At 62.5% G+C, this 25,219-nt stretch carries 24 protein-coding genes; 17 read left to right on the forward strand and 7 right to left on the reverse strand.

The window, feature by feature from the left end:
• Window positions 1-4 precede the first annotated feature (4 nt).
• On the reverse strand, window positions 5-349 hold the full coding sequence (locus SSA02_RS12075; RefSeq protein ID WP_147094342.1) for a lipopolysaccharide assembly protein LapA domain-containing protein: 345 nt from the start codon (window positions 347-349) through the stop codon (window positions 5-7).
• Window positions 350-526: 177 nt separating this feature from the next.
• On the opposite strand from SSA02_RS12075, the gene SSA02_RS12080 reads away from it, so the two are divergent.
• The 6 genes from SSA02_RS12080 (at window position 527) to SSA02_RS12105 (ending at window position 7,692) form a co-directional block, all read left to right on the forward strand.
• The gene (locus SSA02_RS12080) at window positions 527-817 is read left to right on the forward strand and encodes a hypothetical protein (RefSeq protein WP_147094343.1); all 291 of its coding nucleotides are present in this window, start codon (window positions 527-529) and stop codon (window positions 815-817) included.
• An 85-nt stretch (window positions 818-902) separates the two neighbouring features.
• The gene (locus tag SSA02_RS12085; RefSeq protein WP_147094344.1) at window positions 903-1,460 is read left to right on the forward strand and encodes a protein-export chaperone SecB; all 558 of its coding nucleotides are present in this window, start codon (window positions 903-905) and stop codon (window positions 1,458-1,460) included.
• Between the two features lie 18 nt (window positions 1,461-1,478).
• Window positions 1,479-4,574 carry a glycosyltransferase family 2 protein gene (locus SSA02_RS12090; protein ID WP_147094345.1) on the forward strand — a complete coding sequence of 1,032 codons (3,096 nt, stop codon included), beginning with the start codon at window positions 1,479-1,481 and terminating at the stop codon, window positions 4,572-4,574.
• The gene (locus SSA02_RS12095) at window positions 4,567-5,961 is read left to right on the forward strand and encodes a M20/M25/M40 family metallo-hydrolase (protein ID WP_147094346.1); all 1,395 of its coding nucleotides are present in this window, start codon (window positions 4,567-4,569) and stop codon (window positions 5,959-5,961) included. The genes SSA02_RS12090 and SSA02_RS12095 overlap by 8 nt, the downstream gene beginning before the upstream one ends.
• A 34-nt stretch (window positions 5,962-5,995) precedes the next feature.
• Window positions 5,996-6,964, forward strand: a complete 969-nt coding sequence (gene pdxA / locus SSA02_RS12100) for a 4-hydroxythreonine-4-phosphate dehydrogenase PdxA (RefSeq protein WP_246103905.1) — start codon at window positions 5,996-5,998, stop codon at window positions 6,962-6,964.
• Entirely contained in the window at window positions 6,961-7,692 is a 732-nt protein-coding gene (locus SSA02_RS12105) for a pyridoxine 5'-phosphate synthase (RefSeq protein ID WP_147094348.1), read from the forward strand. The genes pdxA and SSA02_RS12105 overlap by 4 nt, the downstream gene beginning before the upstream one ends.
• On the opposite strand, the gene SSA02_RS12110 is transcribed toward SSA02_RS12105, so the two are convergent.
• Window positions 7,673-8,230, reverse strand: a complete 558-nt coding sequence (locus SSA02_RS12110) for a hypothetical protein (protein ID WP_147094391.1) — start codon at window positions 8,228-8,230, stop codon at window positions 7,673-7,675. The two genes, SSA02_RS12105 and SSA02_RS12110, sit on opposite strands and share 20 nt — an antisense overlap.
• 140 nt (window positions 8,231-8,370) lie before the next feature.
• Window positions 8,371-8,880 (reverse strand): hypothetical protein, encoded by a 510-nt coding sequence (locus tag SSA02_RS12115; protein WP_147094349.1) that lies wholly within the window; start codon window positions 8,878-8,880, stop codon window positions 8,371-8,373.
• A 245-nt stretch (window positions 8,881-9,125) separates the two neighbouring features.
• Here SSA02_RS12115 and SSA02_RS12120 point away from each other — a divergent pair, with 245 nt between their 5' ends.
• Window positions 9,126-9,350 carry a DUF3126 family protein gene (locus tag SSA02_RS12120; RefSeq protein WP_147094350.1) on the forward strand — a complete coding sequence of 75 codons (225 nt, stop codon included), beginning with the start codon at window positions 9,126-9,128 and terminating at the stop codon, window positions 9,348-9,350.
• A 205-nt stretch (window positions 9,351-9,555) separates the two neighbouring features.
• A complete protein-coding gene (locus SSA02_RS12125) occupies window positions 9,556-10,611 on the forward strand; it encodes a glycosyltransferase family 2 protein (RefSeq protein ID WP_147094351.1) in 1,056 nt (351 codons plus the stop codon).
• Window positions 10,612-10,741: 130 nt separating this feature from the next.
• On the opposite strand, the gene SSA02_RS12130 is transcribed toward SSA02_RS12125, so the two are convergent.
• On the reverse strand, window positions 10,742-11,317 hold the full coding sequence (locus SSA02_RS12130; protein WP_186807790.1) for a DUF2939 domain-containing protein: 576 nt from the start codon (window positions 11,315-11,317) through the stop codon (window positions 10,742-10,744).
• 207 nt (window positions 11,318-11,524) lie between these two features.
• Between SSA02_RS12130 and SSA02_RS12135 the strand changes: the two genes are divergently transcribed.
• From SSA02_RS12135 to pyk, 4 genes are all read left to right on the forward strand, one after another.
• Window positions 11,525-12,301: a HesA/MoeB/ThiF family protein gene (locus tag SSA02_RS12135; RefSeq protein WP_147094353.1), complete on the forward strand. Its 777-nt coding sequence runs from the start codon at window positions 11,525-11,527 to the stop codon at window positions 12,299-12,301.
• Window positions 12,298-12,744: a DsrE family protein gene (locus tag SSA02_RS12140; RefSeq protein ID WP_147094354.1), complete on the forward strand. Its 447-nt coding sequence runs from the start codon at window positions 12,298-12,300 to the stop codon at window positions 12,742-12,744. Before SSA02_RS12135 ends, SSA02_RS12140 begins: the two co-directional genes overlap by 4 nt.
• 50 nt (window positions 12,745-12,794) lie before the next feature.
• Window positions 12,795-13,799 carry an SH3 domain-containing protein gene (locus SSA02_RS12145; RefSeq protein ID WP_147094355.1) on the forward strand — a complete coding sequence of 335 codons (1,005 nt, stop codon included), beginning with the start codon at window positions 12,795-12,797 and terminating at the stop codon, window positions 13,797-13,799.
• Window positions 13,800-13,883: 84 nt separating this feature from the next.
• Window positions 13,884-15,314, forward strand: a complete 1,431-nt coding sequence (gene pyk / locus SSA02_RS12150; protein WP_246103900.1) for a pyruvate kinase — start codon at window positions 13,884-13,886, stop codon at window positions 15,312-15,314.
• A gap of 102 nt (window positions 15,315-15,416) precedes the next feature.
• Here pyk and SSA02_RS12155 read toward each other — a convergent pair whose 3' ends face one another.
• Window positions 15,417-16,304: a prephenate dehydrogenase/arogenate dehydrogenase family protein gene (locus tag SSA02_RS12155; protein ID WP_147094357.1), complete on the reverse strand. Its 888-nt coding sequence runs from the start codon at window positions 16,302-16,304 to the stop codon at window positions 15,417-15,419.
• Entirely contained in the window at window positions 16,301-17,356 is a 1,056-nt protein-coding gene (locus SSA02_RS12160) for a lysylphosphatidylglycerol synthase domain-containing protein (RefSeq protein WP_246103901.1), read from the reverse strand. The genes SSA02_RS12155 and SSA02_RS12160 overlap by 4 nt, the downstream gene beginning before the upstream one ends.
• A gap of 271 nt (window positions 17,357-17,627) precedes the next feature.
• Between SSA02_RS12160 and hpnA the strand changes: the two genes are divergently transcribed.
• From hpnA to SSA02_RS12185, 5 genes are all read left to right on the forward strand, one after another.
• On the forward strand, window positions 17,628-18,629 hold the full coding sequence (hpnA, locus tag SSA02_RS12165; protein WP_147094358.1) for a hopanoid-associated sugar epimerase: 1,002 nt from the start codon (window positions 17,628-17,630) through the stop codon (window positions 18,627-18,629).
• Window positions 18,626-19,780: a glycosyltransferase gene (locus SSA02_RS12170; RefSeq protein ID WP_147094359.1), complete on the forward strand. Its 1,155-nt coding sequence runs from the start codon at window positions 18,626-18,628 to the stop codon at window positions 19,778-19,780. Before hpnA ends, SSA02_RS12170 begins: the two co-directional genes overlap by 4 nt.
• Complete coding sequence (locus SSA02_RS12175) at window positions 19,777-20,670, forward strand: squalene/phytoene synthase family protein (RefSeq protein WP_147094360.1); 894 nt, start codon at window positions 19,777-19,779, stop codon at window positions 20,668-20,670. Before SSA02_RS12170 ends, SSA02_RS12175 begins: the two co-directional genes overlap by 4 nt.
• A 153-nt stretch (window positions 20,671-20,823) precedes the next feature.
• Window positions 20,824-22,044: a hypothetical protein gene (locus SSA02_RS12180; RefSeq protein ID WP_147094361.1), complete on the forward strand. Its 1,221-nt coding sequence runs from the start codon at window positions 20,824-20,826 to the stop codon at window positions 22,042-22,044.
• Between the two features lie 105 nt (window positions 22,045-22,149).
• On the forward strand, window positions 22,150-23,709 hold the full coding sequence (locus SSA02_RS12185; RefSeq protein WP_186807791.1) for a glycosyltransferase family 2 protein: 1,560 nt from the start codon (window positions 22,150-22,152) through the stop codon (window positions 23,707-23,709).
• Window positions 23,710-24,020: 311 nt separating this feature from the next.
• Here the strand turns inward: SSA02_RS12185 and SSA02_RS12190 are convergent, their stop codons facing one another.
• On the reverse strand, window positions 24,021-25,202 hold the full coding sequence (locus tag SSA02_RS12190) for a pyridoxal phosphate-dependent aminotransferase (protein WP_147094363.1): 1,182 nt from the start codon (window positions 25,200-25,202) through the stop codon (window positions 24,021-24,023).
• Between the last annotated feature and the right edge of the window lie 17 nt (window positions 25,203-25,219).

A 25,219-nucleotide genomic window follows, 5' to 3' on the forward strand; every position in this document is an offset into this window, starting at 1 on the left:
CCGGTCAGGGCGCGGTATGGGCGGTGCCGGTCGCGGGATCGGCCGTCTGGCGTGCGGGCTCTGCCGCGAGCGTCATACGGTCGAGACGCTGATGCAGCTCGAGCACCTGGGATTCGAGGCTGCGGACCTGCTGCTCGGCCTTGCGCGCACGCGAGCGCTGCTTGACCTCGCCGACGAACATCACCAGCCCGCCGAGCAGGAAGCTCCCGGCGCCGACCCCGAGAACGAGCATGCCGACGGAGAACTGCCAGCCATAGGAAACGATCCAGAGGGATTGAGGGTCCGGGTTGCTGAGAGCGAAGGTGATGAGAATCACGAGGAAAACGACGAGAACGAGTAAGCGCAACATTTACGGACCTCACCTGAACAGGGTATCGGCGCAAGAACTTCGTGCCGGTAACTGAGCGTATCGCTCTACAGTGGGTTCCGGGAGGCAGCAAGGTTTGTTGCTTTTTCTTGACGGTGCAGGCGGGGGCGTGATCCGCTCCTTCGAGGACCGCCCTGCGATGGAGGATGCCGCGCTCCAATGGCCCAGCTTCTGCCTTTTCGCCCCCCTGCGATGAAGAGCGATCGTCTCTGGGCCGTGATGGCCTGGCAGGGACGACGCAGCCGGATTGCCGATATCCATGCCAGTCGCGAGGCGGCACAGGCCGATTGCGACTGGCGGAGCCGGCAGGTGCGCGAATATCGCCAGTTTCTCGCCACGGAGGAGAAAGCGCCCTTGCGCTACGAGATATGCCCGATCCGGCGGGCGGATCTCCCGAGGCAATGGCGGCCGCTGCCGGCGCTCGGATTTCTGCGCGGCCGGATGTTCTGAAGCAGGGTTGCGACCGTCTGGCGTTCTTTCGCAAGTCATGACACAAGCTTGATGAACTCAAGAGGACAAGGAAGAAGAAACGCCGATGTCTGAACCGATGTCTGAACAGCAGAACATGACGGGAAACGATGGAGCCGGACAGGGTGGAGGCGGACAGGGTGGAGCCGGGCGGGATGGCGCCGCACCGGGTGGCGCGGCACCCTCGCTCATCACGGGTACGCAATATCTGAAATCGTCCAGCATCGCCTCTGTCGGGGCGCCCGAGGCTTTCTACAATCTGCCTCCGCGCCCGCATATCGGTTTGCGGCTGGACGTCAACGCCCGTCAGCTGAGCGAAGACCAGCCGAATTTCGAAGTCAGCATCGCCCTGCAGGGGATCGGATATCGACAGGCGCCCACGCCCGACCAGCCCGAGCCCGAAATGCTGTACAAGGTGGAGATGATCTATGCGGGTCTCTTCGCCCTGCAGAATGTCCGGCAGGACATGATCGAGGCGCTGCTGCTGATCGAGGCCCCGAGACAGCTTTTCCCCTCGGCCCGACACGTCCTGCTCAGCCTGATCCGGGAGGCGGGTTTCCCCGTTGCCAATATCCAGCCCGTCGATTTCCACGCCCTGCTCCAGAACCGGCGCGGGCAGTCCTGACCGTCCGGATATGGCGCCATGACCCAGATATCCGAAACGATTACCGCCGTCGCCCCGTGGGAGGAGCGGCAAGGCCACGTTCCCGACTGGGCCGTATTCGATGCGGCCTGGTATCGTGTGCGTTATCACGATTCGATTCTGGCCATGAACGGTCATGTTCCATCCGACGATGAGGCCCTGTTCGCCTTCTGGCAGCGCGACGGCGCCCGTCATGCCCAGTCGCCGAACCGCCTGTTCGACGAGATCTGGTACAGGCGCGTTCATGCCGATGTCGAGAACGGCATACGCATGGGGGTGTTCGAGTCCGGGTTCCAGCATTACTGCGAAACGGGCCATCGGGGGCGATCCTGTCACTGGCTGTTTTCGGAAAGCGAATATTTCCGGCTCAATCCCGATCTGACCCCGGCTCTGGTGCGCGAACGCGGCTTCAGCAACGGATACGATCATTATCTGACGATCGGCCAGCGGGAGCGTCGTGTCAGTTCGCGGTTTCTGGTGCCCGATCTGTTGCGCAGTGCCCTGCTCGAGCACCGGCTGCCTTTCGACCCGGATCAGGGCGAGTTTTCCCGCCTCGTCTATGCGGACGATACCGCCGGGCTGCGGGTGACCTGGTATTTCGATACCGCGTGGTATCTCGAGCGCTATCCCGAAATAACCGAGGCGATAGCCCGTCGGGAGTTCGTTTCTCCCTTGCATCATTATCTCTCGAACGATGCACCGACGGGATATTCTCCCGGACCGTTCTTCGACGAAACCTGGTATCTCGACCATAATCCCGATGTGAACGATCTCGTGCGTGCCCGTGGCGTCCGGAACGGCTATGAGCATTTCATACGTTTCGGGCTGTTCGAGGGGCGCAGCCCGGCCGAGGGCATCGTCCTTGCGCCGACACCCTGTCAGGACAGCGCGCCGTCATGGGCGCAGATGCAGAACAATCCCTTCGTCGCGCTCGTCCGGGATGCGGCGAAGCGGGGTTCTGCTCCCGATTCCGGGCCCGAACAGGCCTCACCCGAGCACGCTGCATCCGAACAGGCCTCACCCGAACAGGCCTCACCCGGACAGATCGCCCAGCTCGTCGCCTTGCGTGCCGAGACGCTGCTGCCTCTTCTGGCCCGCACGCCTCTCGATTTCCGGTATGTCGGCGCACCGGCCCTGAGCGTGATCGTTGTGGCTCACGGCGGCTTCCTCAAAGTGTTGCACACGCTCGCCGGGCTGCATGAGGGGAATGACGGCACGACGCAGATCCTGCTGATCGATACGGGGATGCAGGACGAAACCGCGGAACTCGCGCGTTATGCGAGCGGGATGGACATCCTCCGTGCTCCCGGCGCCTCGCTGCAATCCTGCTGGCAGCAGGCGGGCGGGCAGATTCGTGGCGAGACGGTCCTGCTCATCGATGCCGGATGTCGTCCTTTCCTCGGTGCGGTATCCGCGGCTCGCGCACGGCTCGAGGCGGACAGGGCGCTGGCTGTCGTGCCGCAGATCGTCTCCGGGGATCTCTCCGTGCTGTCGGCGGGCGCCACGCTTGCGCGCGACGGGAGCATCTTTCCCTATGCCGCCGGGCGGGAGGCCTTCTCTCCCGATGTCGATTTCGTCCGTACCTGCGATACGGCAGGGCCCGGCGCCCTGCTATGCCGTCGGGAGTCCCTGCAATCCGTGCCGGGGCAGCTCGATCGTTTCGAGATGCTGGGAGATCGCGGGCAGGTCTGGGCCGTTCTGGGGCTGCTGCTGCGCCAGGGTGCGCCGGAGGCCGGCCTCATTTACGATCCCGCATTTCTCGTCGCCGGGGAGAGCGACGGAGAGAACCCCGGAGAGAGGGAGATCGAGGACGCGCGTGCGGCAATCGTCCGGGCGGAGGGGCGCGAGGCGATACGACGGCATTTCGGCGATATCCTGCGTGGCTATCCGCCCGTGATTTCCGGCTCTCCCGAATCCCTCTATCGTTCTCCGCGGTTCGGTCGCCGTGTCCTGATTCTCGCCCGATCGTCGCAATGGAGCTCGTTTCGTCATCGCGTACGGATGCAGTCCCTGTGTGACGCGCTCGTGGGGCTGGGGTGCCAGATCACGGTCTTCGATCTGGACGGGCCCGGCGAAGGGCGTGAAGAGAGCTGCGGAGTTCGGGAGAGGCGCGACGAAGCGGGAGGTCTTCCCGAAGAGGTGGAACGTCGAGCCGGCTCGCTTTCCGGTCTGGACGAGATGCTCAGGACGAGGGCGCGCGGGTTCGACCGGATCTGGATCTGCGGCGGTCGGACTCTTTCCGAGGCGTTCGAGGTGCTGTCCGGGCAGGCGGCCCTTTTGCCGGAAGACGGTCTGACCCTCGATCTGCGCGAGCTGCAGAGCCATGCAGAGCATGCGGCGCTGCGCGAGATCGACGTGTCTACCGGGGCGTTTCAGGCGCATGAGCTCCTGTTCCGGAGCGGGATCGCGGAGGAATTGCGTCAGCTCTGGTTCTGTCAGGATATCGTGGTCACGAATGAGGACCAGGCCGGGCTCCTCGAGGCATTCCAGGGTAACAGGCCTGTACTGCTCGGAGAAAACCCGCCTTCCGTCGGTGGTGCGGCCTTTGAGGCGCGCCACCATCTTCTTTTCTGCGTTTCCGAAGCGACCGGTCAGGACTACGAGATCCGCTTTCTCAAATGGTTCGTGAGGGAGGTTCTCCCGCGTCTCGAAGGCCGTCTGCCGGACAGCGTGAAGCTGATCCTGGCCTGTGAGGGGCCGCTTCCGTCCGAATTGTCGCTGATGACCTATTATCAGCGCATTGCGCCGCCGATCGAGGGGCGAGGGTCCTTCATCGCGCTCGCGAAAGCCTGCCGCCTCCTCATCGTGCCCGATGATGTGCCCGGTCGTCCCTCCCTGGCGCGGCTCATCGCCGGGGGATGCGGCCTGCCCGGCATCGACAGCGATCTGGAGGAGAGCACCAGCCCGACCACGACGCGCCGCCTCGATCCCGGAAGGTTTGCAGAGGCGGTACTCAGGCTCTATCAGGACAGGGATGAATGGACACGCCATTCCGGCGAGGTGCGGAGGCAGGCCGATGCGATGCGAACGCGCTATCGCGAGGTGCTCGGCGGGCTCGTCGGATCGGGTGAGATGAGGGAGAGAGCCAGTGGCTGAGGTTTCGGACGCCGTTCTGACGCGGGTCGATCAGGATCTGAACGAGAGCCTCGAACGGCTTTTCGCGTTTCTGCGTATTCCCAGTATTTCGGCCCAGCCGGATCATGCGCAAGCGTGTCGTCTGGCGGCACAATGGCTGTGCACCGAGCTTTCGGCGCTCGGCTTCGACGCGACGATCCGCGAGACGCCCGGCCATCCCATGGTCGTGGGGCATGACAGGCCGGAAGAGGCGCAAGGGCTGCACGTTCTGTTCTACGGGCATTATGACGTCCAGCCGACCGATCCGCTTTCGCTCTGGAAGAGCGATCCTTTCGCGCCTTCCCTCGTCACGGGACCGGATGGACGTCAGGTCATCGTCGCGCGCGGTGCTTCGGACGACAAGGGGCAGCTCATGACGTTTATCGAGGCCTGTCGGGCCTGGCGCGCCGTGCACGGAACGCTGCCCGTCAGGGTCTCTGTCCTGATCGAGGGAGAGGAGGAGAGCGGCGGCGCCAATCTGATGCCTTTCCTGAAGGCCAATGCGGATGAACTCGAAGCCGATGTCGCGCTGATCTGCGATACGGGTATGCCCGACCGCAGGACGCCCGCAATCACGACCAGCCTGCGCGGACTGGTCGGTGAGGAGGTCACGATCGAATGCGCGACCCACGATCTGCATTCGGGCATGTTCGGCAATGCGGCGCGCAATCCGATCGAGTTGCTGTGTCAGGCGCTCGGCTCGGTGCGCGACAGCGAGGGACGCGTGACGCTGCCGGGCTTCTATGACGGGGTCATCGTCCCGTCCGATTCGGTTCGGGACCAGTGGCGGGCGATCTTCCCCGACGACTCGCTCACGCTCGGGCCGGTCGGCTTGTCCCGGGCTGCCGGGGAGGCAGGATTTACGGCCGTCGAGCAGATATGGGCGCGTCCGAGCTACGAGATCAATGGCATCTCCGGCGGATATGAGGGAGACGGATTCAAGACTGTGCTCCCCGCGAAGGCCATGGCGAAGGTGTCGTTCCGTCTCGTGCCGGGCCAGGATCCGGAGGCCGTGCGTGCGGCTTTCCGTGCCCATGTGAGAAATGCGATGCCTGACGATGCGCGGGTGACGTTCAGCGAGCATGGTGCATCGAGCGGTTTTGCCGTGCCTGAGAATGGCCCGCTTCTGAAGACCGCGCTGGATGCGCTCGGCAAGGAATGGGGCGTGCCTGCGGTTTCGATCGGCTGCGGCGGGTCGATCCCGGTCGTGGCCGAGGTGAAGGAGGCGCTCGACATGGACTCGCTCCTGATCGGATTCGCTCAGGATGACGACCGTATCCACTCACCCAACGAGCAGTATGGCGTCGAGTCGTTTCACAAGGGAATCCGTTCCTGGGTGCGTATCCTCTCCGCTTTTTCGCAGCTCTGACCAAAGAGGGGGCGACGTGCTGCCTGCCCTGACCATGGGCGATCCCGCCGGGATCGGTCCGGAACTCACGATCGCGGCCTGGCGGATGCTTCGCGAGAGCGGTGAGGCGTTTTTCTGGATCGGCGATCCTTCCCTCGTCGCCGACGAGATCCCGGTCAGGATCATCGGGAATGCGGGCGAGGCTGCCGCGGTTTTCGAAAACGCTCTTCCGGTGATGCCGCTGTCTCTTCCCGGCCCGGTCCGTGCGGGGCACCCCGAATCCCGCTTTGCCGATGCCATTATCGCCTCGATTGGCAAGGCGACGGCGCTTGCGCTTTCGGGAGAGGCCAGCGCAGTGGTGACGAACCCGATCAGCAAGATCGTGCTCAGGGAAGCCGGTTTCGGATTTCCCGGACATACGGAATTTCTCGCCGCCCTCTGCGACGTTCCGGGAGAGGAGATCATGATGCTCGCCTCACCCCGGCTGCGCGTCGTGCCGGTGACCGTTCATGTCGGGCTTCGGGCAGCGATGGACATGCTGAACGTGTCTCGGATCGTGCATGTCGGGGCGACGCTGCATCGCGCCTTGCAGCGCGATTTCGGGATCGCGGCGCCGCGTATTGCCGTTGCCGGACTCAATCCCCATGCCGGAGAAGGCGGCGTCATGGGATCGGAGGAGCAGGAGACGATCGCTCCTGCCATCGCCCGGATGCGCGCGATGGGAATCGATGCGACCGGGCCGTGGCCGCCGGACACGCTTTTCACGGATCTGGCGCGGCCCGGTTACGATGCCGCCTTGTGCATGTATCACGATCAGGCGCTGATTCCGCTCAAGACGCTCGACATGGCGACGGGGGTCAATGTGACGCTGGGCCTGCCGATCGTCCGGACATCGCCCGATCACGGGACGGCTTTCGGAATTGCTGGCAAGGGCGAGGCCGATGTCACGAGCCTCCTCTCGGCCCTGCGCCTGGCAGGAGAACTGGGCCACGCACGCGCGCATGCAAAGGAAAAGAACGGATGATCCGGCTCGGTGTGAACATCGATCACGTTGCGACACTACGCAATGCCAGGGGCGGGTCTCACCCCGATCCTGTTGCGGCGGCGCTTCTCGCGCAAAAGAGCGGTGCGGATGGCATCACCGCACATCTGCGCGAGGACCGGCGCCATATCCGCGACGAGGACATGAACCGTCTGAGGCGCGAATTATCCGTCCCGCTCAATTTCGAAATGGCCGCGACAGAGGAGATGGTCGCGCTGGCCTGTGCGCTCGGGCCTCATGCCTGTTGCCTCGTTCCCGAGAAGCGGGAGGAGGTCACGACCGAGGGGGGGCTCGACGTACTGGGCCAGGCAGGGGATCTCGCACTGAAGATCGAAAGGCTGAAAGCGGCCGGGATTCGTGTCTCTCTCTTCGTCGATCCGGAGGCGACCCAGATAGAGACGGCAGCGCGTATCGGTGCCGATGTGGTGGAGCTGCATACCGGTGCCTATGCCCATCATCCCGGGGATGTGGAATTCGGGCGGCTATGCGATGGGGCCGCCGTGGCGGTGTCCTGCGGTCTCGAGCTGCATGCGGGTCACGGGCTGACTTACGACAATGTCGGGCCCGTGGCCGGTCTTGCCGGGCTGAAAGAGCTCAATATCGGCCATTTCCTGATCGGAGAGGCGGTGTTTTCCGGATTGCCCGCGGCGATCGCCCGCATGAGACAGGCGATCGCCGCCGGGGCGCTTTTCAGGGCCGGGGCACGATAACCGGTCGGTTCGGATCCGTGTAATTCGGGACCGTCTCCCCCGATTGCTTGTTATAGGTCGCCGATGTGCTCTGGTTCGGCGCCGCAGGCGAGTGGAAGGCCGAGACGGGACCGAAGGGACCGCCATTGACCTTGCGCATGCTGGCTTCGGGCTGGCGGGCGCAGCCGCGGGTGATGATCGAGCAGATACCGTCCGATCCGATGATTTCGTCGTCGTCGCCCGCATAGTGCACTTCGGAAACGCGATCATGATCGAGGCGGATGATCGCCTTGCAGGTCGTGCCGGCACCGCCCAGCGTCACCTGGGTCATGTTCAGGAGCTGCTGGACCGGAATGATTGTGGAGTCGCTGGCGCTCGGCAGGTTCATCGTACCGACATACTGATAGATCTGTGTCGTATCGTTGAGAGTCTTCGTCGAGTTCGGAATGCCCGCACAGGCCTGCAGGTCGTTGGAGGTCATGCCGATCATCGCGATCTGGGCCCGATGGGCCTCCCGGGAGTCGAAATAGCCGCAGCCGCCAAGGCTCAGAAGCGACATGGCGCCCAGAGCGAAACGCAGGGTGGAAGTCAAAAACAGGATCCTCGATGCGATAGGGGGGCGAATCACCCGCGGGTGAGGCACCACGATAACAGAGACTTGATCAGGAAGTCCCTATCTGCCCGTTTATCGCAATCGTTTCAATTTCGGGAATGTAACCTCAGGGCACGAATGCAATCGTCCCGTTGCAGGGCGTAGGTGATATCGTGCGCGGCGAGCAGGGAAGACCGGACCTGGTGTTTCCATCGCGCGTCGCCTGCACCGCACACGGCACGGCCGGAATAGGGGCTTCGGGCGACGGGAGAAAGCGCGGAGAGACCCGATTGCGCGTCTTTTCCAAGGCGCGACCGAAGCGCCCTCTGCATTGCGGAAATTTCATGACGGGGTGCGTAATCGATCAGCGCGCGCAGGGTTGCAGAGCTGAGTGCAGGGTCGCTCCGGGCAATGTCGCGTTCGACCCGGGACCAGTCATGACGCAACGTCAGGTGCCAGGCGACGGAACGCGGGCCATCGCTCGAAATCCGTCCGGAGAGGGAATGCGAGAAATGCGGCGCCGAATAGGCTCTTGCCGTGGCCCCTCCGCATGTGGCGACCAGCAGGACGACAATAGCGGCAACGGACAGGAAGGTGGACAGAACGGCGTGACGCATGGCGCTCCCGGATGACAGATCGTGACCGTGAGACTCCCTGCGAATCGTGGCAGCAGAAAGGCCGCAGCGTAAGACGTTGTTGCAAGACCCTGTCGCAAGGGGCGGCTCCTCTCCTCCCCGGTGCGACAAGCGGGTGCGAGAGGCGGGGATGAGAGGCGTTGGGAAAGGCGGTTCCCCCCCGAAGCATGATGTTCTACAGATCGCACGACTTATCCAACCGCGTTTCCATCCCTCAAGGAGTGATCATGGCCGCTATTTCCTCTTCGGAGATTACCCGTCTGCAGACAACGTTGCGTCGCCTGCTCGGGTCACCGCAGCTGACCGTCAATGCGCCGCCTCGTGCCGGGCTCTCCGTAGAGCTGGCCGTCAATGGCGAAGTGATCGGCACGATCCACCGCGACGAGGATGAGGGCGAGGTTTCCTACGCCGTTCATGTGACCGTTCTCGAGGAAGATCTGCCCCCCGCCTGACGAGGGCTTCTCCAGGCTTCCTCTGCCCGTACGCAGGGCAGGACGGTTTCCGTGCCGCCGCGCGCCCCGATCATGATTTCGGACCCGTCTTCCGGAGTCCGGGGTGGGTATCGCGGCAGGAATGACGATTTTTCTCCTCCCGTTCAGGCCCTGCATGGCCCTTCGCGGGGCGCGCCGCTCTGGCGCCGGATTACAGGATTGCCAGATGGACAATGTCGCCCCCCCCAGCAAGGCGCCCGGGACGGTTGCTGTCATCATCCCGTTCTATAACGGATCCCGTTATATCGAGCGGGCGATCGTCAGCGTTCTCTCCCAGACGGTGCCCGCCGACGATTTCCTCATCGTCGATGACGGATCGGAGGCGGCGGAAAGCGCGCGTCTGCATGAAATCGCGACCCGCCACGGCGTGCGTGTCGTTCGTCAGGAAAATGGCGGGCAGGGCGCCGCCCGCAATTTCGGTGTCTCGCAGACCGTATCGACCTATCTCTGTTTCCTCGATCAGGACGATTTCTTTCTCAGGACCCATATCGAGACCCTTCTGGACCATGTGCCGAGGAACGATCCGCATTTCGGCTGGGTTTACGGGGATCTCATGGAGGCCGATGCCGAAGGTCATATCCTCGAGACCTCGATTGCCATCCGGTACAGCGACCATCCCAAGACATCGGTCCGTGAGATGATTGCAGGAGACATGCATGTCCTGCCCTCTGCATCTCTCATAGCGCGGGAGGCCTTCGACCATGTTGGCGGTTTCGACCCGCAATTCATGGGCTATGAGGATGACGACCTGTTTCTGAGGCTCTTCCGCGCGGGATATTCGAACAGTTTTTTGCCCGAGCCGGTTACCGTCTGGTGCATCAACAAGGACAGCACGTCTCACAGCATCCGGATGAGTCGCAGCCGTCTGCTCTTCATCCGGAAACTCTGTTCGCTGTTCGGATCCGATCCCGAGCGTCTGAAACTCTATATGCGCGAATTGATATTTCCGCGTTTCTGCAACCTGATCGTCTGGGAAGCCGTGAAGTCGATCTATTTCGCGCGCGATGCGCACGAGATCCGGATGGCACGTCATCGCGACGAATTCGTCGCGATGCTCGATGAGTTCGCGACCCTGATGAAGACGCATACGCGACTGAAAATCGAGGACAGGTTCCGGCTAAGACTTTATCAGGCATGTGTCCGTCCGAAATCGCGGGCGGTCCTGTTTCTGCCCTATACGGTCATGCGGGTCGTGAAACGGTTCGGAAAGGGAAAACGCTGAAGCGACGCCCGGAGAGACAGCCCCGGGATCTCTGCGGAGCCATACCGTTTCCGGGCTTTTCTCTCGTGTTCAGCCTGTCGTGTTGCGGCGGGACTTGCCGGATGGACCCGATTCGCCCGCACAGGTGAGGTCAGGCGGCCTTGGGAATATCGAAGCGCGTGATCTTCCAGCGCCATTGTTCGAATTTGAGATGGACGATCGTCGGTTTTCCGCCGGGGCCCGTGATCAGCCCGGCCTCGAAGCGCAGCGGGGACACGAAATGCGCCGAGATGCGGGCATAGAGGGCCATCAATCCCGGAGCAGGGGCGGATGCGGGCGCATGAATCATCTGGGATGCCATCGTCATCAGCGTCTCCGGAGTGAGATGCGTGTCGATGGCGTGAGAGACGGCGCCCGACGCGAAGGAGGTGCCGAAATCGGGAAGATCGTCCTCGGCCGGGGGCGGTCCCAGCAGCGTCTCGAGCGTATCGCTCTTCAGGCTGGCGCTCAGGGCGCTCCAGTCGATATGCTGGGCGAGCGTGTCCGTATCGTGGCTTCTCAGCGCCGAGGAGAGAGACCAAAGGGCGAGATAGGGAGAGAGCGCATAGATGCAGGCGAGGGCCACGAACAGGGCACCCGCGATATGCGGTGTGCGTCTGAGCGAGGGCAGCGCCAGTCTGAAAGGCGCGGGCGCAAATTCGGCGGGCAATCCTGCTGGGTCTCTCATGGATTTCTCTGCAACTGGCAAAAGGGACATGAACGCGCCATGAGGCGCGCCTTAATCGATCAAGCCGGTAACAAACGGCGTTCCGGGTAGGCGCAGCATTCTGTTTGTCGAGTCTGAGTGACTTTATGGTAACGGACTGCCATAGCTCTTGTCATCTAAATCCCGAGCGCCGAGATGGTTTTTTTTGAGCGGAAACAAGACACCCAGATGACGGTTTCTTCCTTCGACCTCACGTTCCCCGACGAGGCGCTACAGCGTTATTCCCGTCATATCCTGCTCCCGGAGGTCGGCGCGACCGGTCAGGCCAGATTGCGTGCGGCGTCGGTTCTGATCGTCGGGGCCGGAGGGCTGGGGAGTCCTCTCGCCCTCTACCTCGCCGCCGCCGGTGTGGGGCGGATCGGTCTCGCCGATGACGATCGTGTCGAGCTGAGCAATCTCCAGCGGCAGATCCTCTTCGATAGCGGCGATATCGGGCAGGGAAAGGCCCGGCGCGGGCAGGCGCGTCTCTCTGCGCTCAATCCTGACATCCGGGTCGAGATCCATGAGACCAGGGTCGATGCCCGGACCCTGCCTGCCATCATGGCCGGTTACGATCTCGTCTGTGACGGGAGCGATAATTTCACGACGCGTTATGCCGTGGCAGATTGCTGCCAGAGTCTGGGCAAGACGCTCATATCCGGTGCCGTACAGCGTTTCGAGGGGACGGTCTCGACCTTCTCGCCGCAGACGGGGGGGCCGTGTTATCGCTGCCTCCATCCGGATGCGGACGAGGCAGAGGCGCCGGGTTGCGGGCAGGCCGGTATTTTCGGCGCCGTGACCGGCGTGATCGGCACGCTCATGGCGACCGAGGCACTCAAGGAACTGCTTGCGATCGGCAGGGGGATGAGCGGTCGGGTCCTGGTCTGGAATGCGCTCGACGGGGTGTTCCGTACCCTGTCCCTGTCTCCCGATCCTGCCTGCGCAGGGTGCGGAGCCGGAAGATGACCGCGGGGATAGCCTCGCAGACGGGCGGGGGGCAGACGGACGGGGGGCAGACGGGCGAGGTGCAGACGGGGCGCAGCCTTGCCATTCTGATCGCCGGTCCGGAGTACGAACGGGCTCATCACGCTTTTGTGCTCGCGGCCGGAGCGCTCGCGCTCGGGCGCAGGGTCATTCTTTTCGGCGGGGGTGCGGGTGTGCTGGCCCTGTGCCGGGACTGGTCCGGTCTCGTCGGCGCATCGCATGACGAAACCTTTCGCGCACGCGGTGTGGCCGGGCTCGAGACCCTGCGTCTGGCCGTTTTCGAGCTCGGTGGCGAGGTGCTCGCCTGCGAGGCCGGCCTCCGTGCCGCAGGGCTGGACGAGGAGGCGCTATGCCCGGAAGCGACATTGTGCGGTGTCACGCGCTTTCTCGAACGCAGCGCCGATGCCCAGATTCTGAGTTTGTAGTCGGTCTGCCCCTCTTGCCCGGAGCGCGACAAGTTGGCACCCATGCAGCCATGAAGACATTCCGCACGGTTTATGGCATCGGGCTGGCGATTCTGCTGCCGTTCGGCGCGGCGGCACAGGCTGCGCCGCCTTCGAAGCGGCACGCCACGCATCATCACAAACATCCGGCGAAAGCCGCGGCCTCTCACGCGAAGAAGGCGGGCTCGGGGCATGCGGGCAAGGCGCATACCGCGCATCGCACGCGGCATTCCGGAACCGTCGCGAAACATGGCACGAAACACGGCACGAAACACGGATCGAGCCATTCCCCGTCTCATGGTGCCGCTCCGGCCAGAAGCCATACGGCATCGAAGCATCATGCCCGGAAGGTCGCTGCCGCAGCGGGAGGTGTCGCCGCGGCCGGTGCTGCCGCCGCAGTGACAGCCGATGCGGCGTCAGCCGCGGGAAGCAGCGCTGCGACGCCTCAGACCGCCGTGCCTCAGGTGCAGGACAAGGGAACCAATACAGGTCTGCCCTTGCCGCGCTTTGCCGCCATGCGGGCGGACAAGGTCTATATGCGCAAGGGGCCGGGCCAGCGTTATCCGATCGAATGGGTCTATCATCGTCGCGGTCTGCCGGTCGAAATCGAGCGTGAGTTCGATGTCTGGCGTCTCGTCGAGGATTCCGACGGCATGAAGGGCTGGGTTCATCAGGCGACGCTCGTCGGACAGCGTACCTTCGTCATTCCCGGCCAGCCCCCCGAGGGTCACGCCGCAGCTCTCGGAGAGGCTTCCGCGAAATCGGGCGATGTGATCGGGAAAGCCGATGCCCGCGTTCTCGGTTATGTGCCCAATCAGGCGGAGGCGAGGGCGCGTCAGGGCGATGTTCTGCTATACAGTCAGGCGGACGAAAGCAGTGCGGTCGTCGCCATTCTCCAGCCGGGAACCGTCGGGACCCTGAAACTCTGTCCCGAAGGGTCAACATGGTGCCGGGTGGTGGTCAAGGGATATACGGGATGGCTCCCCAGGCGGGTGTTCTGGGGACTGTTGCCAGGAGAGACGCTTCAGCCTAGCTGAGGCTATGATATGCAACGTGCAGCAATTGGATCGGAGACCAGTATGACATCCTCACCGCAATCAGCTCCGGCTCAGGATTCGGGAGTGAAGAAAGAGGCCGAGCAGCGCCGCACGAAGATCGTCGCCACCCTCGGTCCGGCATCCTCGTCCCACGAGATGATCCGCACCCTGGCTCTGGCCGGTGCCGATGTGTTCCGGCTGAACTTCTCTCATGGTTCGCATGAGGATCATGCGAAGCGTCACGCGACCATTCGCGATGTCGAGGCCGAGCTGGGCCGCCCGCTGGCCATCCTGGCCGATATGCAAGGCCCCAAGCTGCGCGTGGGAACCTTTGCCGATGGCAAGGTCGAATTGCAGGAAGGTGCCCGCTTCCGCCTCGATCTGGACCGTACACCCGGTGATTCCCGCCGCGCCTGTCTGCCTCATCCCGAGATCATGCGCGCTGCCGAGCCGGGAAGCCGCCTGCTGCTCGATGACGGCAAGATGCGTCTGCGCGTCGTTTCCTGCGACGAGACGCATATGGAAACCGAGGTCGAGGTCGGTGGCTGGCTGTCCGAGCGCAAGGGGGTGAATGTCCCCGATGTCGTTCTGCCGATCCCGGCCCTGACGGAGAAGGACCGCGCGGATTTTGCATTCGCGCTCGATCTGGGCGTCGAATACGTGGCGCTCTCTTTCGTTCAGCGCCCCGAGGATGTGCAGGAAGCGAAGGAAATCGCCCAGGGACGTGCCTGGATCATGACCAAGCTCGAGAAGCCCCAGGCCATGGAGCGGCTGAGCGACATCATCGCGCTGTCCGATGCCGTGATGGTGGCGCGTGGCGATCTCGGTGTCGAGCTGCCGGCCGAGGAAGTGCCGATCGAACAGAAGCGCGCGATCCGCGAGGCCCGTTTCCAGGGCAAGCCTGTCATCGTCGCGACCCAGATGCTCGAGAGCATGATCACCTCGCCCACCCCGACGCGTGCCGAGGTGTCCGACGTTTCGAATGCCGTGTTCGACGGGACCGATGCCGTCATGCTCTCGGCCGAGAGCGCAGCGGGAAAATACCCGCGCGAGGCGGTTCAGGTCATGGCGCGCGTGACGCGTCGGGTCGAGAACGACCTCGAATGGCGCATGCAGGAAGAAGCCCTCCGTCCCGACAGCGACGGCACGACGGGTGGTGCGATCGCCGAGGCAGCCTGGCACGTCGCGCAATCCGTCTCTGCGGCGGTTATCGTCGTATATACCCAGAGCGGACGCGGTGCCCTGCAGATCGCACGCGAGCGGGCCGACTGTCCCGTTCTCGCGCTGACGCCGGATGACGAGACGGCCCGGCGTCTGGCGCTGGTCTGGGGCGTGCGCGCCATGTCGGTCGGTCAGGAAACGCCTGTCTATGGCGTCGAAGGCGTGGTCGATCAGGCGGTGGGTCTGGCTGTTTCGGAAGGATATGCCGAGAAGGGGGACAAGCTCGTCCTGCTCGTGGGTCTGCCTTTCGGACAGCAGGGATCGACCAACACGCTGCGTGTCGTGACCATCTGACGGTTCTGCGGCGGGGGCGACCCCGCCGCGCCATGGCCGCTTGCTGTCCCGGGTTTTCTCTGCCCGGGTATCTCTTCTCCCGGGTCCTGCGTGCGGGAGGGGTCAGGCCTGACGGTTTTCCAGCAGGGAGCGACGGATACGTCTCCCGCGTTCGATCGTCTCGACGATCGTCTCCTCGTCTCCGCTGCGAATGGCATCGGCCATCGCAGCCGCATCCTGGCTGAACCGGTCGAGAACGCCGAGCAAGGCGTCCCGGTTGTTCAGGAAGATATCCCGCCACATGGTCGGGTCCGATGCTGCGATACGGGTGAAGTCCCGGAATCCGGAGGCGGCGAAATCCAGAACCTCCGAGCGCATATCCTCGGCAAGCGTATCGGCTGTGCCGCAGATGGTGAATGCGATCAGATGAGGCAGATGGCTGACCATCGCGCAGATCGTGTCGTGGTGATCGGCATCCATGCGTCGTGTCCGGGCGCCCATGGCATGCCAGAAGGCGCCGATTCGCGTGACGGCGTCCTCAGGAGCGTTCCGATCGGGCGTGATCAGGCACCAGCGATCCTCGAACAGGGTAGCGAATCCGGCATCGGGGCCGGAATGCTCGGTGCCCGCCATGGGATGCGCGGGCACATAGGCGATATCGGTCCTGAGATGAGGGGTGAGGGCGTCGACGATGCTGCGACGTGTCGAACCGACATCGGTCAGGATGGCGCCGGATTTCATGATCGGCAGGATCCGGGACGCGATCGGGGCGATGGCGCCCACGGGAACGCAGAGCATCACGCAATCGGCGTCTTTCACTGCGGCGTCCAGATCGTCGGTCACCACATCCCCGAGATCGAGCGCTCGTGCGCGCGCCAGAACGTCCCGATCGCGATCGGTGACGATGAGCGTGCCGACAAGCTCGGGCATGGCGCGAAGCCTGCGCAGGACGGAGGAGCCGATCAGTCCGGGTCCCACCACGCAGAGCGTGTCGAAGAGAGGTTCGGTCACGATACTTCGCCCCCGGAAGAGGTTTTTGCGTAGTCGAGCGGCTCACCTGCCTCTGATTTTCGCGCAAGGCGCAGGCGACGCATCTCGAAGATCTGCCATAGCGCCATGACCGGAATGCCTATGGCGATATCCCGACCGCGGCGCAGCAGCGACAGGCCGAGCGAGACTTCGGCGGCAACGCCGAAGAGATAGCCAAGGGCCACATAGGCGGCTTCCTGCACGCCGAGCGCGGCAGGGACGAGAAAGGAGGCCGACATGATACCGCATACGACGCCCTCGATCGCGACCGCCCCGACATAACCGATATGAGCGCCCAGAAGATCGAGGGAAAGCCAGGTGATTCCCGCTCCGGCCAGCCAGCATCCGAGATGGACCAGGGCACCGAGCGCGATACGCCCCGGCCTCGCCCAGAGCAGGTCGAGCTGGGTCTGGAATGCGCCCATGTTGTTGATGAGCGTATCCCGCCATCCTTCGGCGATATGGCGGCCGAGAAAGCGCGCGATATGATGCACTGCCGCACCGCCGCGCTGCTGCGTCCAGATGAATCCGGCGATCCCCAGGGCGAGAAGGCCCATCCCCCCCAGCACGGGCCATGTGAACTTGTTCGCGCCGCTGTGCTCGACAAGGCAGGCAAGGGCGAGAATGACGAAGACGATCTGGCCGAGGACCTCTGTCGTGATATCGACGATGTTCGTCGCCACGGCGCCCGGCCAGTGCAGGACGGGAAGGCTGCGGGAAAAGGCAGGGACGCTGCTGGTCGCGCGGATGCCGATCACCATGCCGCCGAGCTGGGAGAAAGGCAGGCAATTGCCTGCCGCGTCGCGCACAGCACGGGCGGCGATGGCGCGGAACACGCCCAGCTCCGGACAGGCGCTGACCCAGGCCAGCCCGAGGCCGATATCGACCAGAGCCTGCCCGCCGACGATTCCGGCGAAGCCGCCGATACCGATCCTTTGCATCGCACTGAAGACATGGCCGATGCCGAGCCACGCCATGATGCCCGTCAGAAGGGCCAGGCCCAGAAGCGAAAGAATGAGGGTGAGGGTCTTCAAGGCCAGTATCAATCCGGACGGTGCGAAGCTTGGGCGCAAGGGTTGAATACGCGCGTGGTCGGGTCCCGCAGGGCCAGGCAACGCAGGGGCAGCATTCTCGGGTCTTGCCGGGCTGCTGATCGTGTTGGCGCTGTCTACACCAGCTGGTCCGGTTGCGCCACTCCGCCCCGACAGATGACAAAAAAGCCATCGCCCGGCAGTTGCTTGTGCTTGCGCGGGCGGTATGGTGCGAACTCGGTTTGCACACATAATGAGAGCGGCAAGGCACAGCATGGGCGAATACACGCTGATTACCGGCGCGACCGGTTTTGTTGGCTCGGCGGTTGCACGCGTATTGCAGCAGCGCGGTCACCGGATCAGGCTGATGGTCCGTGCCGGTGCGGATCTCTCGAATCTCGAGGGACTCGATTTCGAACGTGTGACGGGCGATCTGACCGCACCCGATAGTTTTGCCGCAGCGCTAGAGAACTGTCGCTACCTGTTTCATGTGGCGGCGGATTACCGGCTCTGGGTGCCCGATCCGGCGGTGATGATGCGCGCCAATGTCGAGGGCACGCGGCGTCTGATGCTGGCTGCCCAGGCCGCCGGGGTGGAAAAGATCGTCTATTGTTCGTCGGTGGCGGCGCTGGGACTGACGAAAGATGCTTCCCCCGCGAACGAGACGACCCCCATCACCGAACACGACGTGATCGGCGTTTACAAGCGCTCCAAATATCGTGCCGAACAGGAAGTTCTGAAGCTGGTGCGCGAGAACGGATTGCCCGCCGTGATCGTCAATCCCTCTACCCCCGTCGGACCTCGGGACATCAAGCCGACCCCTACGGGCCAGATGATCGTCGATGTCGCCTCAGGGCGAATGCCCGCCTATGTGGATAGCGGCCTCAATATCGTCCATGTCGACGATGTTGCCGAGGGGCACGCTCTGGCACTGGAGCGCGGCACGATCGGGGAGAAGTATATCCTCGGAGGCGAAAACTACATGCTGGGGGATCTGTTCTCGCTCATCGGCGAGGTTGCCTGCGTTCGCCCTCCCCGTATCAAGCTCCGGCAATCCTGGCTCCAGCCCGTGGCGGTCGTTTCGGAATGGATGGCGAGAGGATTCGGCGTCGAACCGCGGGTCACCCGTGAAACACTCGCGATGTCGCGCAAGAAAATGTATTTCACGTCGCTCAAGGCGCAGGAACAGCTCGGCTACGCGCCGCGTCCGGCGCGCGATGCCGTGGCGGACGCCATAACGTGGTTCCGGGAGCATGGCCGGATCCGCACCAGATGATCAGGACGGCTCTCACTGTTTCCTCCCTGGCGGCATGGGGAAAACTGATCTTCGCGCACGGCCGTTTCTGGCAATCCGGACCACGGCTTTTTCCCGAGCGCGTCGCCTCCGGAAGACACTGGCCCGATGTCGCCGTGGTGGTGCCTGCGCGCGACGAGGCGGAGTCCATCCAGGCCTGTGTCGCGACCTTGCTCGACCAGGATTACGAGGGGCGCTTGCATGTGGTGGTTGTCGATGATGGCAGCACCGATGGAACGGGAGAGCTCGCACGCAGCCTCCCCGACCCGCATGGAAGGCTGACCGTTCTCACGGGGGCTGAGAGGCCCGAGGGCTGGAGCGGAAAATTATGGGCGGTGCATCAGGGGGAGAGGCTCGCGCGGGACAGGATCGGCGCCGACGGGTTCGTCCTGCTCACGGATGCCGATATCCTCCATGCTGCGCTCCATGTGCGGACACTGGTCGACAAGGCGCTGCGCGACGGTCTCGACATGGTCTCCGAGATGGTGGTGCTCAACTGCGAGAGCATGGCCGAGCGGTTCCTCGTTCCGGCTTTCGTCTATTTCTTCGCGATGCTCTATCCCTTCGCCAAGGTGAACGATCCGCACTCTCCTGTCGCGGGGGCGGCTGGCGGGACGATTCTGGTTCGTCGGACCATGCTCGAGCGGATCGGCGGTGTGGAGGCCGTGCGTGGCGCGCTGATCGATGACTGCTCCCTGGCCGCGGACATCAAGAAGGCCGGTGGCCGGCTTTATCTGGGTCACAGCACGCTCGCCTGGTCGGTCCGTCCGTATCGCGGCATGGGCGATATCTGGCGTATGATCGCCCGTACGGCCTATGTGCAGCTGCGCTATTCGCCGCTTGTTCTGCTTTGTACCCTGCTTGGAATGACCCTCGTCTGGCTGGTGCCCGTCTTTTTTGCGGTATTCGGGCGAGGACGGAACCGGGCCATCGGCACGGCGGCGCTCTTTCTTGCGATGGCGTCCTTTCTGCCCACGCTTCTCCGCTTCCGGCTTTCTCCCTTGCGGGCGCTTGCATTGCCGGTCGTTGCCGCTTTCTATATGGCCGCGACCCTGGGCTCGGCTCTCGATCATCATCGCGGGCGCGGGGTAAGCTGGAAGAGCCGCTCCTATACCGAAGAGATACACGCGTGAACGATCTTTCAGTCAAACCAGCCGATTCCGTATGGGGCGAGAAGGACGTCACTTCGCGCAAAGGGGCGGAGGACGAGAACTTCCCGGTCGGGTCGCTGCTTTTCGCGCGGCGCAATCGCGCTCACGTCACGGCCTATTACAATTTCGCGCGCGTGATCGACGATATGGTCGACAATGCCGAATTGTCGCCCGAGGCGAAGATCGCCCGGCTGCGCGCGATGGAGGCGGTGTTGCGGGGAGAAAGAGAGGCGCCTCATCGTGCGGATGCCCAGACGGCGGTCGTTCTGCGCCGTCATCTGCTCGAGACCGGTGTTCCTCTGGAAACGGCGGCGGATCTGATCACCGCCTTCTGTCAGGATGCGGTCAAGAATCGCTATGCCAGCTGGGAGGAGCTGCTCGGTTATTGCCGGTATTCGGCCAATCCGGTGGGGCGTTTCCTCCTGCTCCTTCATGGGGAGGACGACTGTACGCTTCCCCTCTCCGATGCGCTGTGCAGTGCGCTTCAGGTGCTCAACCATCTGCAGGATGTGACCGCGGATCTGAAACTGCTCGATCGTTCCTATCTTCCGCAGGACTATCTCGATTCTGCGGGTGCGCAGATTGACGACGTCCTGCTCGCACGAAGCAAACCCGGTCTTCGTCGCGTCTTCGACCGGCTGCTCGACGAGGTGGATATCCTGAACGATCGGGCCTCCGTCTTGCCCGGCCTGGTGCGGGACAGACGGATGCGGGCCTATTGCGCCGTCGTGCTCGGGCTTTCCCGTCGGCTGGCGTCGCGTTTGCGGCGTGACGATCCGGTGGCTTCCCGGGTCAAGCTGCACAAACGCGACGGCGCGCTGGCCCTCGGTCAAGGCATTCGCGCGCTCTTTCCTGTCAGGAAATCGATGTAAAAAGTCCCGGAGACATTCTGCTGCGAAATTATTGTGTAATATGTCTCCGTCACCTGTTGGATTGACAAAAAAAGCGCGTTCCTCGCTAAGAAAGCGGATCTATTGAGGCGCGCCAGGGTAACGGCGCGGAAATCTCATCCGGATTGGAAAGCGATGACGACTCTCTTTGAGAACGATAACTATATCGTTCGCGTGTCCCATGGTGATGATCGTGCGACGAAGATTGTCGTGAGTTTCACCGGGATCGGAGCGCCGGAACGTCACGATACGACTTTTTTCGGCCAGCCGCTTGCGATGAAATTGCAGATTCCCTGGGTAGGGCTGATCGCGAAGCACGACGGGTGGTATCGGGACGGCGATTATCAGCAGGCTTTCGCAGTTGCAGCGTCATGGATTCGTGAGAGACGCAGGGCGCTGGGCGCGACCGGGGTGGAAATCATCGGTTACGGTGTTTCCATGGGCGCATACGCGGCCATCAGATATTCGCGTTTCTTTGCGTTCGATTATGTTTTCGCGATGGCACCGCAATGGAGTCTGGACCGGGAGCAGGTTAGTCACCATTCGCATTTTCAGGCTCTCTTCCAGCCTTTCATGAAGGGGATGGGCATTCGTGCGGACGACGTGCAAGGGACCATCAACGTCTTTTATGACCCGTACGAGAAGCCGGATGCAGAAGAACTCCGGATGATAAGGGAAAATTTCCCTGCGCAAGCGATCCCGGTATGTCGGGCGGGTCACTCCGTGACGGAGCATCTGAAGGGTACGGCTCTTTTCCAGCAGTTCATCGAACATCGTGCGGAGCCCGCGATCCTGAGACGGATCGCCTCACGCGCCCGCCGTATACATAACGACCACGTGACCCGTGTCGTCATGCAGGGGCATCACAGGCACCCGCTTCTGACCTATCGGTTCCTGCGCGGAGTCGAGCGCCAGAAGCCGGATGCGATCCAGCATTTGTTCGAGCATGAAAGAAACGTGCTCGGATCTTTGGGCAGGCTGCTCGTTTGCGCAAAAGGGGGCGCTGATGCGGCACGCTGGATCTTTACGCGTTTGCACGGTCTGCACAGATCGTTCTGCCTGTTGCCCTATCTCATGGCGTGGAACGGAGAACTTCTCTGTTTCGACTCCGGTGTGTACCGGCTTTCGGAAGGACATACGAAGCCCCGCGGTCTACCGGTGATCTTGCTTGAAGACAGTCTGTTTGCAATGACACCCGCAGGGCTCGTGCCCGTTCCCGGGATCGTCGAGGGAGACGGTGTGCGCTTTTCTATAAGACTGGGCGGGCAGTTTCTTTCCTCACGCCCTGATGGATCGACCAGTCTGGCTGCCGAATGTCGGGACTGGGAAAAATATTGCCGATATTCGCCAGGATGATGGCATGATCGACTTTGTATATGTGACGCGGGTATCGGTACGAAGCGCGAGGACGCTGCTTTGTGCTTTGAAAATTACGACGGTAAACAAGTGGGGTTCGAGCGCGTGAAAGTTGCAGTATGTCTCGTCGTCAAGAACGAAGCCGTCGAAATTCCATACTGGATTGCCTGGTATAAGGCGCTCGGTTTCGACAGCTTTCTCATCTATGATGATTTTTCCGACGATGCGACGGAAGCCGTTATCCTTTCGATGTGCGACGGGCTCGATATCCGGTTCATGCGCAATGCAGTAAACCGGGATCTGCACAACATCAGGCAGGTAAGGGCCTATAATGATGCTGTCGCCCGTTACGGGCGTGAGTTCGACTGGATTGCGCTCTTCGACGCCGACGAGTACCTCGATCTTTACGGGGCCGATATCAAGACGTCACTCGAGCAGAAGAAAGACGCGTCTCTGGTAGCCTATAACTGGAGTTGCGTCGGGACCAACGGTTTTGTCAGCCGGCCTTCCGGTCCGCCATTCCTGAATTACACGATGCACGGTCGCCCGGATCTCTACTGGAACCGGCATACGAAGGTCATCTTCCGACCAGCTCATCTCCAGGCACCGATCAGTCAGGTCCATAACGTCGATGTCTCGGGACCGGGTGTCGATGCCGCGGGGAGACCGATCGAGTGGGACTCGCCTCATGGAGGCTTCACACGAGAGGCACCGGACTGGTCGGGCGGCAAGCTCATTCACTTCCAGTCCCGCTCCATGGAGCATTACGTCACTCGTGACCGCAATCTTGAGGATGTGCGAAGAGATTCCGGAGACCCGCTTCACACTGTAGTCAAGGATCAGGATTACAATGCGATCTCGTATGAGATCAGCGAGGCGTATCTGGAAAAATTCGAGCTCTGGATGCGACGGATTGTCGAATCGCAGGCGCGTGCCATGCAAAACGCCTTGCGTGGTGTTTCCGGCTGTACTTTTGCCCAGATCGCCAGTCTCAAGAGAAAAGCTGACGTAGCGGTCTTCAATCCGAGCTATGAAGCCGCGGAACATGAAGTCAACAGCAACTGGATCTCATTCCACGATATCCCGGGTGGGATTCTGAAAGACAGTTTTCCGGACTCGGAGGATTGGGTGGCCTTCCGCATCGACTCCCATTTCGGAAAGCGGCTCGGATCTCTGGGAGGGGTGTTATCTGTCGACGATTCGGCGGAGCCGATTACTGGCGTCTTCTGCAGGGGCGGAAAGCATGTTCATCTTTTCGGGCCAGAAGGGGAGGCGCTCAGAATTTCCGGCGACGCACGGAGAACATCGATTCTGACTTATCAGGTCTGGCGCAATTCCGATGAGACGGTGTCTTTTTCGCACCCGAGGACAGGGCGATATCTCGGTTTCGTCCCCGATGGCACATACAGCACGAGAAAAATGCGAGCGCTGGCGTGGGAGAGCTTCATCCTGAGCGTAATTCCTGCCCGTGAATGTCCCTCATCGGTCGCACAGAAGAGCGCTCTCCTGGCACGCTATACGGTCTCGGGAATAGCGCACGATATCAGAGAAAGCGGCGATATTCCCGGAGATATGATCTTCAATCTCATTGAAATAGAAAAAGAGGAAAACAGGAAAACTATCGGTTTCCTGTCGGATGGTATGACAGGAGAGCATATTTTCTGAGATCGTATTTCTTCTCTGGCTCGGTGCGTGCGGTATGGTGCGCAGGATGTCTTCTGAAGAAGATGGACCCTTCCGGGTTTCCTGCTGCATTCCCTGCGATCCGGCCGCCGATCCGATCGGAGTGACGCTCTCCACACTTGTCGGACTCGGGGGAGGATTGCTCCGATCGTCGACCGGACTCGCCCCCGCAGGTCGTGAGCGGTCCTGCGGGAGATGAGGCGGAGCGTCAGAAAGACGCATTCATGCGCCTGTTACTCGGGCGCCTGTCACCCGGGTGCCTTACACCCGGGCGTCTGTCATCCGGGCGCCTGTCAGGCCAGGATCTGGTCGAGGGCGGCGCAGAAGCCTTCCATATCCTTCATGGAGCCGACGCTGACGCGAGACATTGTCGGCCAGATGTCCCAGTTCCGTCCGATCTCGACCTTTCTGGCGGCGAAAGCGGCTTTCATCTGCGCGGCGGGCTTTTTCCAGTCGACCAGGAACATGTTGGCCTGGCTTCCCGGGATGATACGAATATGTCGTTTGGCGAGATGATCGAACGTCATGCTTCTGGCAGCGATCATTTCGTTGCGGCGGGCCGCGATGGCGTCTGCCTGCGGCAGGCTGCTGGCTCCGGCAGCGAGCGCCACGATATTGAGCATCGAGATCATGTTCGGCCCGTCATAGCGCATCATCTGCTTGTGCAGGTCAGGGCGTGCGAATGACAGGCCGAGTCTCAGTCCGGCCATGGCGAACATCTTCGAGAAGGTGCGCAGGACAATCACGTCCTTGCCCTGTTTCACGAGGGAAATCGTGCTCGGCGTGCCGGCGAAGTGGATATAGGCCTCGTCGACGATGATGACCGATCCCTTGGGCTTGTTGTCGGCAAGCCAGGCGATATCCTCGAGCGGTGTGACCGTGCCCGTGGGGTTGTTCGGGCTGCAGATATAATAGGCGCCGGCATTCGGATCGGCCTTGAGCATCGCTCTTACATCGGTCGCGTAGCCGTTATGTGCCGAAAGAGGAATCCGGGTGAGCTTGATCTTCATCCACTCCGCAGTACGCCAGGCCGCTTCATAGGTCGGGTTCGCCGTGACCAGGCCGCGCCCCGGGGCGCAGAAGGACACGACGGACCTACAGAGCGGGTCGCTCGATCCGGGCCAGGGGAGGATGTGGTCTTCCGGAACGGATTCGACCGAAGAGGCCGTACGCAGAAGCGTCGAGCGAAGATGGTCCGGCTCGTATCTGTTGCCGAAGGGCACCTGAGCCTGCCCCGCTGTGATGGCGGAGGGGAAAGGACCGGTCCAGCACTCGTTGCTCCCGATACGGATCATGTCGGGGTGACCCTCGAACGGATCGTCGCCGGGGGCCTTTGTCGCAGCGAAGGCAGCAGACCCGAACTGGGTCAGGGCTGCGCTCATGCCGAGCAGACTCGTGAGACGTCCGAAATGGCGACGGCTATATCCGCGTGAGAGCAGGTCTTCCTGGGCTTCTTTCGGCAAAGGCGCGTTCATTCTATTCCCTCCGGTGG

This window comes from Swaminathania salitolerans (genome assembly GCF_007988945.1).
Classification (GTDB): domain Bacteria; phylum Pseudomonadota; class Alphaproteobacteria; order Acetobacterales; family Acetobacteraceae; genus Swaminathania; species Swaminathania salitolerans.

What these genes read in the sequence shown, in the direction of transcription:
- SSA02_RS12075 (WP_147094342.1), bottom strand. Translation starts at nt 349, where the DNA reads ATGTTGCGCTTACTCGTTCTCGTCGTTTTCCTCGTGATTCTCATCACC.
- SSA02_RS12080 (WP_147094343.1), top strand. Translation starts at nt 527, where the DNA reads ATGGCCCAGCTTCTGCCTTTTCGCCCCCCTGCGATGAAGAGCGATCGT.
- SSA02_RS12085 (WP_147094344.1), top strand. Translation starts at nt 903, where the DNA reads ATGTCTGAACCGATGTCTGAACAGCAGAACATGACGGGAAACGATGGA.
- SSA02_RS12090 (WP_147094345.1), top strand. Translation starts at nt 1,479, where the DNA reads ATGACCCAGATATCCGAAACGATTACCGCCGTCGCCCCGTGGGAGGAG.
- pdxA (WP_246103905.1), top strand. Translation starts at nt 5,996, where the DNA reads ATGGGCGATCCCGCCGGGATCGGTCCGGAACTCACGATCGCGGCCTGG.
- SSA02_RS12105 (WP_147094348.1), top strand. Translation starts at nt 6,961, where the DNA reads ATGATCCGGCTCGGTGTGAACATCGATCACGTTGCGACACTACGCAAT.
- SSA02_RS12110 (WP_147094391.1), bottom strand. Translation starts at nt 8,230, where the DNA reads ATGTCGCTTCTGAGCCTTGGCGGCTGCGGCTATTTCGACTCCCGGGAG.
- SSA02_RS12115 (WP_147094349.1), bottom strand. Translation starts at nt 8,880, where the DNA reads ATGCGTCACGCCGTTCTGTCCACCTTCCTGTCCGTTGCCGCTATTGTC.
- SSA02_RS12120 (WP_147094350.1), top strand. Translation starts at nt 9,126, where the DNA reads ATGGCCGCTATTTCCTCTTCGGAGATTACCCGTCTGCAGACAACGTTG.
- SSA02_RS12125 (WP_147094351.1), top strand. Translation starts at nt 9,556, where the DNA reads ATGGACAATGTCGCCCCCCCCAGCAAGGCGCCCGGGACGGTTGCTGTC.
- SSA02_RS12130 (WP_186807790.1), bottom strand. Translation starts at nt 11,317, where the DNA reads ATGAGAGACCCAGCAGGATTGCCCGCCGAATTTGCGCCCGCGCCTTTC.
- SSA02_RS12135 (WP_147094353.1), top strand. Translation starts at nt 11,525, where the DNA reads ATGACGGTTTCTTCCTTCGACCTCACGTTCCCCGACGAGGCGCTACAG.
- SSA02_RS12140 (WP_147094354.1), top strand. Translation starts at nt 12,298, where the DNA reads ATGACCGCGGGGATAGCCTCGCAGACGGGCGGGGGGCAGACGGACGGG.
- SSA02_RS12145 (WP_147094355.1), top strand. Translation starts at nt 12,795, where the DNA reads ATGAAGACATTCCGCACGGTTTATGGCATCGGGCTGGCGATTCTGCTG.
- hpnA (WP_147094358.1), top strand. Translation starts at nt 17,628, where the DNA reads ATGGGCGAATACACGCTGATTACCGGCGCGACCGGTTTTGTTGGCTCG.
- SSA02_RS12170 (WP_147094359.1), top strand. Translation starts at nt 18,626, where the DNA reads ATGATCAGGACGGCTCTCACTGTTTCCTCCCTGGCGGCATGGGGAAAA.
- SSA02_RS12180 (WP_147094361.1), top strand. Translation starts at nt 20,824, where the DNA reads ATGACGACTCTCTTTGAGAACGATAACTATATCGTTCGCGTGTCCCAT.
- SSA02_RS12190 (WP_147094363.1), bottom strand. Translation starts at nt 25,202, where the DNA reads ATGAACGCGCCTTTGCCGAAAGAAGCCCAGGAAGACCTGCTCTCACGC.